Source organism: Pirellulimonas nuda (assembly GCF_007750855.1).
GTDB classification, from domain to species: Bacteria; Planctomycetota; Planctomycetia; order Pirellulales; family Lacipirellulaceae; genus Pirellulimonas; species Pirellulimonas nuda.
The window spans coordinates 6,392,669-6,407,527 of sequence record NZ_CP036291.1; the positions used below are offsets into that span (position 1 = coordinate 6,392,669).

General features: G+C 65.6%; 15 protein-coding genes and 1 pseudogene. 13 read left to right on the forward strand and 3 right to left on the reverse strand.

Annotated features, from left to right (window positions below; translation table 11 throughout):
- Positions 1–113: 113 nt before the first annotated feature.
- From Pla175_RS24800 to Pla175_RS24840, 9 genes and pseudogenes are all read left to right on the forward strand, one after another.
- A complete protein-coding gene (locus Pla175_RS24800) occupies positions 114–1,013 on the forward strand; it encodes a hypothetical protein (RefSeq protein ID WP_145291769.1) in 900 nt (299 codons plus the stop codon).
- A 268-nt stretch (positions 1,014–1,281) separates the two neighbouring features.
- Positions 1,282–1,533, forward strand: a pseudogene (locus Pla175_RS24805) (type II secretion system protein); the annotation flags it as partial.
- Between the two features lie 2 nt (positions 1,534–1,535).
- Positions 1,536–1,829 (forward strand): PEP-CTERM sorting domain-containing protein, encoded by a 294-nt coding sequence (locus tag Pla175_RS24810; RefSeq protein WP_145291770.1) that lies wholly within the window; start codon positions 1,536–1,538, stop codon positions 1,827–1,829.
- Positions 1,830–1,941: 112 nt separating this feature from the next.
- Entirely contained in the window at positions 1,942–2,430 is a 489-nt protein-coding gene (locus Pla175_RS24815) for a hypothetical protein (RefSeq protein WP_145291771.1), read from the forward strand.
- A gap of 152 nt (positions 2,431–2,582) precedes the next feature.
- Positions 2,583–2,942, forward strand: coding sequence for a hypothetical protein (locus Pla175_RS24820; RefSeq protein ID WP_145291772.1), 360 nt, complete (start codon positions 2,583–2,585; stop codon positions 2,940–2,942).
- A gap of 509 nt (positions 2,943–3,451) precedes the next feature.
- The gene (locus Pla175_RS24825; RefSeq protein ID WP_145291773.1) at positions 3,452–5,932 is read left to right on the forward strand and encodes a beta strand repeat-containing protein; all 2,481 of its coding nucleotides are present in this window, start codon (positions 3,452–3,454) and stop codon (positions 5,930–5,932) included.
- 328 nt (positions 5,933–6,260) lie between these two features.
- Complete coding sequence (locus Pla175_RS24830) at positions 6,261–6,911, forward strand: HEAT repeat domain-containing protein (RefSeq protein ID WP_145291774.1); 651 nt, start codon at positions 6,261–6,263, stop codon at positions 6,909–6,911.
- 43 nt (positions 6,912–6,954) lie between these two features.
- On the forward strand, positions 6,955–7,452 hold the full coding sequence (locus Pla175_RS24835) for a hypothetical protein (RefSeq protein ID WP_145291775.1): 498 nt from the start codon (positions 6,955–6,957) through the stop codon (positions 7,450–7,452).
- A 45-nt stretch (positions 7,453–7,497) separates the two neighbouring features.
- Positions 7,498–7,752 carry a DUF7336 domain-containing protein gene (locus Pla175_RS24840; protein WP_145291776.1) on the forward strand — a complete coding sequence of 85 codons (255 nt, stop codon included), beginning with the start codon at positions 7,498–7,500 and terminating at the stop codon, positions 7,750–7,752.
- Positions 7,753–7,958: 206 nt separating this feature from the next.
- Here Pla175_RS24840 and Pla175_RS24845 read toward each other — a convergent pair whose 3' ends face one another.
- Positions 7,959–8,912 carry an IS110 family RNA-guided transposase gene (locus Pla175_RS24845; protein ID WP_145283687.1) on the reverse strand — a complete coding sequence of 318 codons (954 nt, stop codon included), beginning with the start codon at positions 8,910–8,912 and terminating at the stop codon, positions 7,959–7,961.
- 974 nt (positions 8,913–9,886) lie between these two features.
- Between Pla175_RS24845 and Pla175_RS24850 the strand changes: the two genes are divergently transcribed.
- The 3 genes from Pla175_RS24850 to Pla175_RS24860 all read left to right on the forward strand — a co-directional run bounded on the left by Pla175_RS24850 (position 9,887) and on the right by Pla175_RS24860 (position 10,685).
- On the forward strand, positions 9,887–10,042 hold the full coding sequence (locus tag Pla175_RS24850) for a DUF3309 family protein (RefSeq protein WP_145291777.1): 156 nt from the start codon (positions 9,887–9,889) through the stop codon (positions 10,040–10,042).
- 69 nt (positions 10,043–10,111) lie between these two features.
- Positions 10,112–10,300 (forward strand): hypothetical protein, encoded by a 189-nt coding sequence (locus tag Pla175_RS24855; protein ID WP_145291778.1) that lies wholly within the window; start codon positions 10,112–10,114, stop codon positions 10,298–10,300.
- Between the two features lie 118 nt (positions 10,301–10,418).
- A complete protein-coding gene (locus tag Pla175_RS24860) occupies positions 10,419–10,685 on the forward strand; it encodes a GlsB/YeaQ/YmgE family stress response membrane protein (RefSeq protein ID WP_197527139.1) in 267 nt (88 codons plus the stop codon).
- Positions 10,686–10,800: 115 nt separating this feature from the next.
- Here Pla175_RS24860 and Pla175_RS24865 read toward each other — a convergent pair whose 3' ends face one another.
- Both Pla175_RS24865 and Pla175_RS24870 read right to left on the reverse strand, forming a co-directional pair.
- Complete coding sequence (locus Pla175_RS24865) at positions 10,801–11,823, reverse strand: glycoside hydrolase family 43 protein (protein ID WP_145291780.1); 1,023 nt, start codon at positions 11,821–11,823, stop codon at positions 10,801–10,803.
- A gap of 157 nt (positions 11,824–11,980) precedes the next feature.
- A complete protein-coding gene (locus Pla175_RS24870; RefSeq protein WP_197527140.1) occupies positions 11,981–13,795 on the reverse strand; it encodes a glycoside hydrolase family 2 protein in 1,815 nt (604 codons plus the stop codon).
- A gap of 324 nt (positions 13,796–14,119) precedes the next feature.
- On the opposite strand from Pla175_RS24870, the gene Pla175_RS24875 reads away from it, so the two are divergent.
- Positions 14,120–14,815, forward strand: coding sequence for a cytochrome c3 family protein (locus Pla175_RS24875; protein WP_231954066.1), 696 nt, complete (start codon positions 14,120–14,122; stop codon positions 14,813–14,815).
- The last annotated feature ends 44 nt before the right edge of the window (positions 14,816–14,859 follow it).

Sequence of the window (14,859 nt, forward strand, 5' to 3'; positions counted from 1 at the left end):
GAGGTCTCCGCAGAAATGGTCACGCCTGATTTATGCAGTACACTAGCAAGTCGACGCCCGCCGTACGAGTCGGCCTGCCAAGAGTACGCAAAGTTCAAGCAGCCGGCCCCCCGATGCGCTACCCACGCCCCACGCTGCTCGCCGCCGCCTCCATCGCGGCCTTCCTTGGTGCCGCCGTCGTGCTCGCGCAGCCCGCGGCGGCCGCCGACCCGCTCCCCGCGGCTAGCGGCCGGGCGCTGGCCATGAGCCGGCCGCAGTGGCGGTTGTGGGTTCCGGCAGACTACCAGCCGCGGCCCGATGGGGCGGTCGACCTATTGGTGCACCTGCACGGCGACCCCCAGACCGTGTGGAACAACGCCGCCGCCGCGCGGCTCAACGCCGTGGTCGTCACCGCCAACTACAACGGGTTGTCGCGGGCGTACGCGGCCCCGTTCGCCGATCCCAGGTTGTTCCAGACGCTGCTGGACGACGCGCTGGCGCGTCTGAAGACCGACCCACGCTTCGGCGACGCCGCGCACTGGGACCACGTGGTGGTCGCCTCGTTCAGCGCCGGCTACGGCGCGGTGCGCGAGATCCTCAAGCAGCCCCACTACCGCGACGCCATCGCCGGGCTGCTGGCGGTCGACTCGCTGTACGCCTCGACCGCTGCGGGGGGCGCCCCCGAGCCGGCGCAGATGGCCGACTACCTGACGTACGCCAAGCGGGCCGTGGCGGGGGAGAAGACGTTTATCTTCACCCACACCGAGGTCCCCACGCCTACCTACGAGAGCACCCGCGACACGGGCGAAGCGCTGCTGCGGGGCCTGGGCCTGGAAGCCCACGCCACGAACCAGCCCGGCCTCGGGCCGCTGGTGTTTGTCCGCCGAGCAGGGGAGGGGGGCTTCGCCTTCTGGGGCTCGCCGGGCGACACGGGCGAGGACCACATGAACCACTTGCGGTATATGGCCGAGTGGCTGGACGATCTGCCGCTGGACCGCCACGCGCAGAGACGGTCGGGCGCCGCTCCCAACTAGCAGCGGAACCGGCGCCGCCCCGGCCCGTTCGATTCACCCCGGCGCGTCGCTCGTCGGAGGGGCCCTTAAGCCCAGGAATGAGGAACTTTCTCCCTCGATCTCTCGTTCGCACCTGCAACTGCGACAAAATGCCCCAAGAATCACGCTGCGCCGCAAGTGCGGCGGGGGGACGTTGCGGCTACAATACAGGGCGCTCTCCGGTTGATCCAACAGAGGAATCCCGGCCTGCACCAAGCGCTTTGACGCCCTAACAAGGAGGGACGATCCGATGAATATTCCGCACGGGACGTGCGGTTCCGGCAGCCGACAAGGTTCCCAGCCGCGCCGTGGCGGCTTCACGCTGGTGGAGCTCTTAGTCGTGATCGCCATCATCGGCATCCTGGTCGCGATGCTTCTGCCCGCCGTGCAGGCGGCACGCGAATCGGCCCGACGCTTGCAGTGCTCGAACCAGATCAAGCAGATCGGGTTGGCGGCGCAGACGCATGTTGCTTCGTTGGGCTTCTGGCCAACCGGCGGGGTGCCATGAACGAGACAGGCCTGAACGCCACCGACGGGGCGACCGCCGGGGAGGTCTGGGGCTTCAACGTCGGCTTCATCGGCGACGCGGGCGCCAACTTCCTGCCGATCTGGAGCTGGCACGACAACCCCGGCAACGCCAACGACCCCTTCTCGCGTTGGCCGACCGGCACGCTCACCTTTGTGGGGCCGAATGCTGCAAGCTCGGCCCCGGTGCCCGAGCCCGCATCGGTGCTGCTGCTCGCGCTGGCGACGCTTGGCGTCGCGACGCGGCGCTCCGCGGCCCAGAGCAAGCTGTGATCTGAGCACGCACCCCCCGGGGAATCACGATGCATACGCCCGCGTCAAGGCAACTTGACGCGGGCGTCTTTCGTGGCAGACTCGGGTGGGCGGCGCCGCTTCCAAGCCCCCCGTGACCACTAGCGCTTTGGCCGGCATGAACAGCGCGTTGCAACCCCAGGGACAATTCGGGATCGCGGCAGTGATCTTGGGCGTTGTGGCCCTGGCCCTCGCCATCATTCCACGCGCGATCTTTGAGGTCCCGCCCCCCTGGCCCACGCAATCCGCCCCCAAGCCGCAGCAGGTTGTCGAGGGGGGCGAGACCTTCCAGTGGAAAGGGGCGACCGTCACGATTGGCGGCACGACCAAGGAGGTCCCCCCGCCTCCCCCGACGCCGGCCCCCGCCTCGTCCAAGGCGCTGTTCATCATCACCACCCTCGTCGCCCTGGCGGGCATCGCCGTTGGCGTGATCGCTTCGTGGCGCGAACGCAGCTACCTGCTGGCAGGCCCGGCGCTGGCGTTGTGTTCGGTCGCCTTGCTCTGGCACTACATCCTCATCGGCGTCACGGTCGCCATCGCGGTGCTTATCATTGTCGCCCTGTTGTCGCACTTGTCTGGGTAGTTGGCGGGTGACAATCCGGCACAGTAGACTCAGTCGATGAGGCAACGAAGGGCCGTTCTCTCATTCATGGCGGCTGAAGACTGTTGATTATTTTCGCTATTGAAATATTGCATCAGTACGCTTCGTTCTCCTCTCATTCTCCAAACCCCGCCATGCGTTTCAGTTTGCGAAGCCTGCTAGTCCTTTTCACGGCCACTACCGTATTGGTCGGACTCAATCTTCGCGTATCACCGCAGATCGAAGAGTTTGGCCTATTCCCGCACCCCTCGGGTATGAGCGACTTCCTCGCCATTCGTGGCTGGCCGCTGCAGCCGTGGAAGTTTGGAATTTACGGTGCGGGCGGCGACATCAAGAGCATGCCAAACGTTGCAGGGGTCGTTGCGCTCAATGCGATCATCGCTGTGGGCATCTGCATCGTCGCTTGCCTGTGCAACTCATTGCTGGCGAGGGCAGTGCGCCGTCTCTCAAACCAACCGGGGACGCCGGGACAGAACGGGGACCGGTCCCGTTGAATGAACCAGCGGGACCTGTCCCTGTTTCGTTCTACATTCGGATCGCGAGCACCTGCGCCAAAGACAACCGAGGCGAAGCCGGCACGGCTCGCCGCAGCCCGCCAGCGGCCTGCTAGCCCTGCTTTCTGCGGCCACCCGCACTCGCCCTGCGCGATTCTGGACAAAATTTCCGGCCTGATTAGAATAATTGTGCTGGACGTCACAGGCGGCCCTATCGGACCGCGGTCCCGCAGCCCCCATGCTTTCTCCTCGGCAAGGTACTTGTCCGGGGGGCGTGGAGGGCTCCCTCGATTCTCCCGCTTCTGGAGCAGGTTGGCATGTTTTCTCGCAGGCGAAACGCGATTCTTTGGGGCCTAGCGGCCGCGGCCGGGTTGGTCGCGCCCCAGGCGATGGCCCAGACATTATTCTAGGACGGCAGCGACACCACCGCCGACGCCGACGGCGGCGACGGGATCTGGGACACCGGCGCCACCCTCAACTGGGACAACGCCGCCACCGGCGGCGCGTCGGTGGGTTGGAGTAACGGCGCAAACGCCGTCTTCCCCGGCATTGGCGCCGACTACACCGTTACGCTTCAGAGCGGGGTGACCGTTAAGAACATCACCCTGGCCGGCGGCGCCGGCATGGGCCAGGTTACCCTGGATGCGGCCGTCCAGAACGACGTGCTTTCCGTGGCCGATGGGGCCGTGTGGGACGTCGGGGGCCGGACGCTCAGGGTGTTCAACGATTTTCCCCCGGCTACCAACCTGCAATTGGCGGTCAACGCCGGGCAGACGCTCACCGTCACCGACACCGTCGGCGGCGGCGCGCTGAACCTCGACACGGTCGGCATCTTCTGGACCGGCGTCTCGGGCGCCGCTCTGAACGTTCTCCCCGCGACCGACGGGATCACCCTCCGCGGCGGCATGAACAACGTGGGCGCCTTCAGCTCCGTCAAGATCGCGGGGGGAAGCACGTACTTCCACCAACGCAACAACGGCGGCATCGAAACCTACAGCAACCCGTGGGAGCTGGGCGCGGGGGACGTGACATTTGATCGCGCAGTCAACAACAACAACGGGGCGTACCGCTTTAGCGGCGCTATCTCCGGGGCCGGCCGGCTTATCGCGGCCGCCGGCGGTGGCAATGGCGACCAGTTTGTCCTCAACGGCGTGAACACCTACGGCGGCGGCACCATCGTCCGCTCTGGCCGACTGGTGCTCGAGAACCCGGACGCGCTCCCCAATAGCGCCACCACGAGCATCGAGGACGGAGCGGCCCTGGTGATCAACACCGACGGCGGGAACTTCTCCGACGCCCAGATCGCCGCGATCTCGGCGGGCGTGTCCGGCGCCACGGACACCTCGTACCTCGGGCTGCGGACGCCGAACTTCGTCACGGTCGCCGCCAACCTGTCCGGCAACCACGGCCTGATGAGCGGCGGGGGCGACGTGATCCTGACCGGCGCCAACACCTACACCGGCGAGACGCTGGTCGACCAAGGGGTGCTCTTCCTGGGCGCCGACAACACGCTGCCGGCGACGACGTTGTTGAACGTGCGTGTAGACTCCACCGGCGGCCAGTTCGACACGAACGGCTTTAGCCAAACCATCGGCGGGCTGATCAGCACGGACGGCGGCGGCGACTCCGGCACCAAGCAGATCCGGAACTCCGCGGCCGGGGTCTCGGTCCTGACCATCAACACCCCCGCGGGGCTGACCGCCGTCTACGACCGTAATATCAACGACAATCAGGGTGGGGCTGGCGGAAGGATCGACATTGTCAAGAACGGCGCCGGCATCCAGATCATCGACCGCGCTGCCGTCTCCTCGTGGACAGGATCGGTCGCCATCAACCAGGGGGGCTTCGGCTTCAACTCGGTCTCGACCATCCCCACCGGCGGCGTCAGCGTCGCCGCGGGCGCCACGCTGTACGCCGACGTCGGCGGCGCCGCGGAGTTCCTCGAGGCCGACATCAACAGCACGCTCGGGGCCACGATCGCGCAGCCGGTTAGCATCGCCAGCAACTCTTACATCGGCTTCCGCACCAACGCGGACGCCGACGAGTTCACCTACACGAGCGACCTAGGCGTCCAATCGGCCGCGGGCACAACCCTCGGCGTGAAGAAGATCGGCAACGGCACCGTCATCCTCAGCGGCGCCAACACCTACGACGGCTCGACCTCCGTCAGCGGCGGCCGGCTGGTGATCGACGGAGACTTCACCAACGCGAACGGCGTCTACACGTCCGCCCGCGGCGGCAACCTCGCGGGCAACGGGCTCATCGGCGGCAACGTGGTGGTGGACGCCGGCGGAGTGCTCGCCCCCGGCTCGCCCACGATGACCGGCACGCTGTCGCTCAACAACACCTCGCTGACCATGGGGCCCGACTTGGTTGAGGGCGACAACACGATCCTCTCCGGGCTCAACATCAACCTCAACGGCGCGGACCAGACGATCGGAGCGAGCGTCAACGACCTGATCACCGGCGTCGGCAACCTTACGCTCGACGGCGCCCTGAACATCTACCAGGTGCTTGCCGCAGACTCCTCGAACGACTTCACCAACGTCCAGCTCGGCGACGCCTGGACCGTGCTCCAGTACTCGGGCACGCTCACGGACAACGGCGCCGTCATCGGCGCTGCGCCCGGGGCCCTCAGCCCGAGCCTGGCGTTGTCGATCGACACCTCGATCGCCGGGCAGGTGCGGATCGTCGCGGTCGCGGGCGCCGGACAAATCGGCGACTACAACTCCGACGGCTTCGTCGACGCCGCCGACTACACCGTGTGGCGGGACAACCTGGGGACCAACTTCGCGCTCCCCAACCGCGACCCCGCCAACATGGGCGTCATTAGCAACGCCGACTACACCACCTGGAAGAGCAACTTCGGCCTCCCGGCCGCCGGGGGCGCCCTCAGCGGCGGCGCCGTCCCAGAGCCGGGCGGCCTGGTGCTGCTGGCCTTCGCGGTCGCCGGCGGGCTGCTCGCCCGGCGTCGCCGGCGCCAAGCCTAAGCGGCTAGCAGGGCCGTAGGTGACGCCCAGCAAGGGCGCCACGCACGCCACAAAGAGCAAAGCGCGGGGGCAGGTCCAGTCTAACCAACTGGACCTGTTCTTTTTTTCCTCCCCTGCTTGCCCGGCAGTAAGCGACACGAGGACAGGTTCGAATCGCAAGGCGGAACCGGACCTGCCCCCCTTTTCGCTCGGTTGGTCCTCCAAGCCGCCGCTTTGGCCGCGGGGCTTCTTGATTGCGGGACAGGAAGGAGCCATCTTGTTCTTCTGCCGGTCGCCGCACCCCGCGCAGGCGTGGGCCTAGCGCCCGGCCCAGAAACCGAGGTGGACCATGTCCCGCCTTCACGCGCTCTACGGACTTCCGATCTCCCGCGACTACCAGTTCCGTCTGGGCGGCAAGAAGTATCGCCTCGGCGCCAGCGGCGTACGCGCCTTGACGCTGCTCGCCGGCCTGGTCGAGCAGACGCCCGATCGTGGCGACGTCGGCTGGCTGCTGCGGCGCCGCGGCGACGTACGCGAGATCGAACGGATCAACCCCAGCGCCGCCCTGATCCTGGTCGTCGATCGGGCCCAGGATGACCGCCTTCGATGCCTCGCGGTGTGGCTCCGCGGACGCTGCGGCGGGGTGCTGGGCGCCGCCACGGTCTCACGCCTTTCTACCTCCACCGATCGGACGCTGCGGAAAGAAGCCGCGCGTTGCCTCCGCCGGCTGAAGGCATGGGCGGCACTCCGCGCCATCGCAGAGGCCGACCCCGACCCTCAGATCCGGGCGCTGGCGACGCAGTCCCCCTCGGTCCCCTTCACGACCCGCCTCGCGGGCTTCTCTCGACGCCTCTCGCGTCGGCTCGCGTCTCCCGCGACGCCCGGCCTGTGGGTCTCTCCCGACGCAAGCTTCGAGCAGGGCCGACCGCCGAAGCCCCGGAGGCTCATACGCCTGATCCTGGAGCGCATCCACCGGCTGGCCGCGGGGACCGCTCGATGACCAAGACGCCGGGCGCCATGACCCTATACCGCAGGCAGTAGCAATGGAGTTTGATTTTTCGCCTCTCACGCGTCTGATGGAGTCGGATCAGTCTCTGGTTGATGCGAGGAATGTCCTTTTTGGCTTCGCCGGCGACTTGCCCCCTCAAGCCGCTGTCATTGCCTGCTACTTGTCTTTTGGCGACATCGGAGCAATCGTCGAAGCAGTACGGGAAGCCGACAGTGTGAGTGTGCACGACGTCGCGGACTTAGACAAATGGGTGAGAGCGAGGCGTGAGAGGTACGTGGCTGAAGGCCTCGCCCCAATCGAGTTCACCCTTTCTCAAGAGCCGAACAAACTGCTGCGGCGCCAAGCAGGGAAGAAGCTGTTGGACTACTGGGCGTGTGCTGACGAAACCGGGATCGTAGACGCGATTGATCTGGCGTTCGGCGACTTACTCGCTCCGACAGACAAGATTCTGTGCGTGGCGAGCAGTCTAGTATTCTTGGAAGTAATGCGCGGGGATGAACCCTTACCCAAAAAGGACAGGGGACGTGATTGAAATAGAGTAGAATGCCCCCCTCTGTTCCGCGAGCAAGGTTTCGCCATGACGGTACACCTACTACAGCACAGGAAGGCCGAGGATGACTACGAAAGCGTCAAAGCTCTCGGCATCTACGCAACACGCGAAGATGCCGAAGATGCCATTGGGCGATTTCTTAGGCTGCCTGGCTTCAGTGAGCATCCGGACGGATTCAGTATCGACGAGTACACGGTTGGCAAAGACTGCTGGCCTGAAGGCTTTGTTCCCTGGAGCGAGTCCGTTGGGAAGAAAGAAGGAGACATACCCGGGTGGCGTTAACCATTTTACCAACGCGTTACTCAAGCAGCATTTCCTCGAGTCGAGCGACAGGTGGCGCTGCCAGCCTGTCGAGCAGTGAGCCCCTGAGAAGAGCCCAGCAGGTCGCGCACGTTGTCTTTTGACAAGGTCTCGCAACCTGAGTTCGTGCTGGTGGATTTGTTCCCGCGTCCCACTGCTGGTCGGGCAAAACGGGGACATCGGCTGTCTTAATTGTTGTCAATAGCGAGTGACGGCTCGCTCCATGTTTCGTTGTTTCGGACCATCAGGTTCAACGTGACGACCAGCTTGCGCATGACTGCCACCAGGGCGGACTTCTTCGCTTTCCCCTTGGCCAGCAGCCGTTGGTAGAACGCCTGCATGCGGGCGTTGTAACGGGTGGCGACCAGGGCGGCCATGTACAGGACCTTGCGGACCATCGACCTCCCCGCGTAAGTCTTGCGTTGCCCCTGCTTCTGGCCGCTGTCCTTAGCGATCGGCGCCACCCCCACCAGCTTGGCGACCTGGCCCCGGTTGAGGCGGCCCAGCTCGGGGAGTTCGGCCAGGAGCGTCGCGGTGGTCGCCACGCCGACGCCTGGGCACGATTGCAGGACCCGCGACTTGGCCGCTAGCTGCGGGCACTGCTCCAGGACCCGCGCGATGCGCTTGTCGACCTCGCGGATCTGCGCCCGGTAAAACGCCACCCCTTGGCGGATCATCTCCGCCGTCTCGGGGTCACGCGTCTGCTGCAGGCGGTTGCGCTCGGCGCCCAGGTGCGCGAGGGCCTGGTCGCGGCGGTGGACGAGCGCCTTGAGCTTCGCCTCGCTCGCGGAGGGCGCCTCGCGCGGCTCGGGCCGCACCACCTCGCCGAAGCGGGCGATGATGCGTGCGTCGAGCTTGTCGTTCTTCTCCACCATCCCGCAGCCCCGTGCGAAGTGGCGGACGTGCAGCGGGTTGACGACCGCGCAGTCGACCCCCCGACGCTCGAGCGCCTCGACCAGCAGCCCCTCGTAGCCGCCGGTGGCTTCCAGCACCACCAGTGTCTTGGCCGGGGCGACGCCGCGGACCAGCGCGTCGACCCCTTCGGGGGTGTTGGCGACGACCGTGTGCCGGCCGGTCTTAGAGTCGAACACGTCCAGCTTCGCCTTGGCGACATCGATCCCGATCACGTTCTTGTCTTTCATCGTTATTCCCTGGATAGTAAGTACGAGCTCGCGGCACGCACGCCGCGGCTCCCCCGGCTGTTCGGGTTAACAACGAAAAAGGACCGGCGATCTTGATGTCCCACGACGTCTAGGCGTCTACCCAGCACGATCTGCCGAGTCCGTGCGCCCACCGGGGCAAGCCTCCGGTGGGCGGCTTTTTCAGTCTAATTGCCTCCGGCGTTCTCTCCTGAGCCGGCCGCCGATCGGGTCGCAGCAGCGACCTCCGCTCCGGCTCGACAGAGGGGGGCGCCCCTCCCCCTTCGCCCTCGCATCGGCCCCTCGATTGGGCGCAGGGCCGATGCGAGGGCGAAGGCGGAGGGGCTTAACCCACTCCCAAGAAAGAAATCAAGCAATCAAACGACAAGTGCAGTGCCTTAGGTAAGACACTACCCAGCCAGCGATCAGCCCCCTCGCTCTCCGTAAGTTGTCGCTGTTCAAGAAATTGCGACGGTCCCAGTCGAACAGTCTCCATAGTCTGCCTCTGCCCGTCTGCCCAAGTCTGTCATGCTCGGCAGTCCCTTCGCGCCGATCCGCCCAGCAATCGCCCCGCTTTCTCCTCGCAAATAGCCACCCCATCGCAGACAATCAGTAGACGGATAGTCGCGGCCAAGGCGCTGGCGGCCGGAGCGATCGGGGCACGCGCCCCGCTTCCGCGGCGCAAAGCCGCGCGGCTTTTGGTCCCGCATGTGTCCGGTTGTTGAGGAAGTTGTCCGTTCGAGGGGGATTTGGGGCGGCTACAACGGCCTGAAATGGTCGCTGGGCGTCCAAGCGGGCAGCGGGGCTGTCAGCCCTTGGCAAGCGTGCGACGCCCGCGCTGCTTGTTGTGCGGTCAGCGGCCCCGTCTGACGCAGCGGCACGCCCTTTGCATTTGCTGATTCGCGAGGCAGACGCGACCCCGGTGGTCGCCAGGCCCCGCGGGTTCTATCCATGCACTGCTACTCAAGGCCCCTGCCATGCTCGGCACCATCCTGTTGATCGTACTGATCCTGCTGCTCCTAGGCGCGGTCCCCTCGTGGCCGTACAGCCGGGGCTGGGGATACGGCCCTAGCGGCGGCCTGGGGCTGGTGCTGATTGTCGTGTTGATCTTGGTGCTGATGGGGCGGATCTGACGCGTGGGCGCAGCCGCCGCGGCGGACCCCGGTTTCTATCCAAACGAACTACGCAAGAAGGAAACGACGATGACGAACAAGACCAAGAGCGTGGCCGCGATCCCGTTGTTTGCCGGCGCCCTGCTGCTGGCGGGGGTGTGCGGCGTGAGCGGGTGCGAACAGAAAGAGAAGGTGTTTGAGCTCGACGCCCCGGGCGTTGAGGTGGACGTCGAGAAGTCGAAGAGGGACGGCGCGGTCGATGTGGACGTAGACGGCTAGCAGCGCCGACGCGTAGTTTAAACGCGGCTCGGCCCGCGGCTCCTTTGGTGGGCTGGGCCGGCCGCGGTTTTTTTGTCCCCCACCCTTGCTAGCCGGCGCTTGCGGGCGCTTGGATCCCATGATTGGCGACCTGATTACTTGGTGTGTGTTCGGCCTGCTCGCCGGGGCCCTGGCCCGTTTCTTGACCCCCGGTCGCGACCCGATGGGCTGCATCTGGACCATGGGCCTGGGGATCGCCGGCTCGTTGCTGATGGGGTTCCTGTTCTCCGTGCTGTTCGGCAGCGGGCTGGAGGATGAAGGGATTCAGCCCGCCGGGTTCCTGGGCGCGGTCATCGGCGGCATCTTGGTGCTGCTGATCCTGCGGTCGTTTAGCCGGAAGGTCTGACTGGGTAGTAGGCTATCGCAGGGAGGGGAAGCTAGAATTGGAGCCGGAAGCGTCATCTCCCGGAGGTCGTCGGTTGCGAACCTCCGGGCGCTGACGCTTTCGGATCGAGCCTCGCTTACTTGAGATCGAGCGGAATCGTCTGCGGAGTGTGTGTGGGCCCTGCGATCTTCATCGAGCCGTCTGGCTCGAACGAGATCGGATCGATCACCAACATCGGCGGCTTGCCCGGCAAGATGCCGTGACAGGAGAGCCACAGCCGGCCGTCGGGTCCGGTAAAGACTTCGTTATGTCCCACCGCGTTGAAGGGGCAATCCTCGTCGCCGGTATAGGTTGCGCCGTTCTTCTCTGCCACCGACCGGCTTTGAGCGCCGTAGATAGGGCTGCCAGGGTGCTTGGTCCAAGGCCCGTTGATGCTGCTGGCGGTGGCGTAACCGATCTCGTAGCCACGGGTCCACGAGGAGTACATCAGGTAATACGTGCCGCGGTGTTTGACGATGTAGGCCCCCTCAATGCCGATCGAGTCCCACTCGCCCGGCTCGCCCTGGCGGATGCAGGTGGTGGGCTCGGTGAGCAGTTTGGGGGTTTCCAAATCGACCTCCGCCGAGAGGATGCCGTGCTGCTTGCCGCGGTTCCAAAATGCGTACACGCGGCCATCGGGTTCTTGGTGCAGCGTGAGGTCGTTCCCCTGCACTAAGGGTTTGTCAGGGGTAAGCACGGTGTAGGGGCCTTCTACGCGGTCCGCCACCGCGAGCCCACCCGCTTGGCCTTGCTGCACGGGTGGGTTGGTGCAGTTGAACGTGCAGTAGTAACGCCCGTTGATCTTTTGAACCTCCGGCGCCCAGAAACGCTCCTCGTACCAACTCTGCGTATCTTCCGGCTTCGGAACGATGATGCCGACCTCCGCCCAGTTGAGTAGGTCGTCCGAGCGGTAGAGCCGCACTCCGGGGTTCATGCCGGGCTCACGTTCCCAGTGCGGGCTGCTGGTGCCGGTGAGGTACCAGTGGTCGCCGTCGCGGAACACCTGGCAATCGCGTAGGCCCTGAGGGTCGATGCCGGAGGTGATGGGGTTCTGGTAGCGGAACTCCTCGGCGTGCGCGGCGCTGGTTAGACAGAGCAAAACAAGAGTGAATCGGAGCATGGTGAAGTTCTTCGCAGCAAAAGAAGGATTGGGAACCGCCGATGAACGCGGACATACGCCGATACAAATTGCCTGGTTCAAGCGGGCGCGCCTCAAACACAAAAAGATGATGGCCGCAACTTTTCGTGCCTATCTGCGTCCATCGGCGGTCGCCAGTCTAGTCAGCCGTAAGCGCCTCGTTCGCCGCTCGCACTCGCGCTTCGTCGAGCTTGATGAGTTTGCGGTCGTACGTGTACAGGCCGTTCATCTCATTCTCGACATCGGTCCACTGGGTATAGACAGCGCCGGAGAGTCCCTTTTTCTTGTAGCCCAGCAGCTGCTTCGCAAAGGTCTCATACTCGGCGGTCGCCGCGTCGTTGCCGTTGTAGTTGAAGTGAACCCAGGGGCCGTCTTCATCCCACACGTGCCCCGGCGCCTTGTACCCGATGGCGCCGTACTCGCCGCAGACGATGGCGCGGTTGGTTTTTGGGTAGGGAGTCGTCGGCGGGCGGTAGTGGTGGTTGTCGCAGATGTGCCCCACCTCGTAATCAAGGTCGGGCTCGGAGGCGTCGATGCCGCTGTTGCCGGTGACAAGCCGGCTCGGGTCAAGCGCCATCGTGTGGCGGGTCAGGCGGGCCACGTCGTACGCGCCCCAGTGTTCGTTGAAGACGATCCAGTTGACGATCGACGGGTGGTTCCACCGTCCGCGCACCATGCGGGCCAGCTCCCACTCGAACTGCTGCTTCTCGGCTTCGCTGCGCTGCTTGTGGGTGCTGGGCATGTCTTGCCACACCAGCACTCCCAGGCGGTCGCAGTGGTAGTACCACCGCTCCGGCTCCACCTTGATGTGCTTGCGGATCATGTTGAAGCCGAAGTCTTTGGTGCGCTGGATGTCCCACGCCAGCGCCTCGTCCGTGGGCGCGGTGAAGACGCCTTCTGGCCAGTACCCCTGATCGAGGGTCCCCATTTGAAAGAGCGGCTCGCCGTTGAGCACGATGCGTTTGATCGGCCCGAGCCGCTTGCCGTTCTTCTCGTCGTCGACGTAGAAGTCTTCCAACGCGATGGTCCGCAAGCCCGCGTAGCTGGCGACCTCGTCGAGCGTGCGATCGCCACGCTTGAGCCGGACCGTGAGGTCGTAGAGGAACGGGTCGTCCGGAGACCAGCGGCGCGGCTCGTCGATCGCGACCGTGATCGGCTGGTCGAGCCTGCCGCGTGCGGTCCAGACGCGTCCCGAGGCGCCCTGCTTGACTTCAACCTCGACGTCGCCCGTTTGCGTGTGCGAGCCGGTGCTGGCGGTGAGGGTCACCGAGCCTGCGTCGCCCACAACCTGGATGCTGCTGATCGCTTGCTGCGGGACCGGCTCGAGCCAGACCGTTTGCCAAATGCCCGACGCGGGGCAGTAGGCGTAGCCGCCAGGGTCGTCGAACTTGGCGTTGGACTGCTTGCCCACGGCGATCCCTTCGTCGGAGCCGGGGTCCCACACGTGGACGAGCAGCTCGTTGCGGCGCCCCCGCTCGAGCAGGTCGGTGACGTCGTACGAGAACGAATCGAAGCCGCCGCGGTGCTGGCCGGCGCATCGGCCGTTCACGTAGACGGTGGCCTGCCAGTCGACGGCGCCGAAGTGCAGCAGCACCCGATCGCCACGCCAGGCGCGCGGGACCTCAAACTCGCGCCGGTACCAAGCCGCGCCGGTGGGCGACTGGCGGCGGAGACCCGACAGGGCCGACTCCCACGGGAAGGGGGTCAGGATCTCGTCGTCCAGCGTCCGGCCGAACGGCGGGGCGTCGTCGGGGTCGGCGGCCTGCCACTGCCACAGGCCGTTGAGGTTCTGCCAGCGCGGGCGGACCATCGTCGGCCGCGGGTACTCCGGCAGGGGCCGGTCGGCGTCGATGCGGTCGGCCCAGGGCGTGCTCAAGGGCGCCTCCGCGGGACGCCACGCCTGCGTGAGTCCGGCGGTACCCACGGCGATGCAAAAGGTGAGTCGTTGGATCAAGGGGAAGGTTCCTGTAGGAAGAGCTGCGCGGTAAGAGGAGTCAGAAACGAACTGCGCAATTACTAAGCTAGCAAGCGCAATTCTATCAGGCAATCTGTCGGCCGCGTCGGGCGAAACTACCCGCGCCGAGCCACGCCCAGGCGACCCCCCCGATAGGGTGTGACCCCTTGGCGCCCTCGACGATTTGTTTCAATTGATTATCCTCACTGTTCTTCTGCGGTTGGTTTGGCTGGGGAGGTGTTGTGCCCGCGTCGCTCCGTTCTTAGAGCGGCGCTTTCGGCGCGCCTTTCCACGGATGACAGTGCCTGTTGAGGACGCTCGAGAGTGGACCGGTTTCATTTTCCGCCGTGGGTCAACATCTTTACCGGGATGGTGCTGTTTGGCGCCGCCGCCGGCCCCGCATACCTCGGCGGCCTGGTGTTCTATGGCACTTGGCCAAGCGTGATGAACACCGGCTACGGCCCGGACCAGCCCGTGCCGTTCAGCCACAAGCTGCACGCCGGCGAGCTGAAGATGGACTGCCGGTACTGCCACAGCACCGTCGATAAGGCGGCCCACGCCGCCGTGCCGGCCACCAGCACCTGCGGCAACTGCCACAGCGCCGCCAAGCTGGCGGATGGCGCCAACGCGCTCACGGCGCTGCACACCGAGAGCATCAAGCTGGCCCCGGTGCGAGAAAGCCTGGTGACCGGCAAGCCGGTGTACTGGAAGAAGGTGCACGACCTGGCCGACTTCGTCTACTTCAACCACAGCGTCCACGTCAATCGCGGCGTGAGCTGCGTGGAGTGCCACGGCCGAGTCGACCGCATGGAAGTAGTGACGCAGGTCAAGTCACTGAGCATGAGCTACTGCCTGGAGTGCCACCGCAGCCCGGCCGGCCGGCTCCAGCCGCTGGACCAGGTGACCAACCTGGCCTGGGGCGACGACAAGTCCGAGGCCGAACGCCGGAAGTTCGGCGAGAGCTTCATCGAGACCCAGCACATCAAAGCCTCGACGAACTGCTCTACCTGCCACCGCTAGGCAGGCCGCATTCGTCGGCACGACGCCCACACAATCCACCCGTA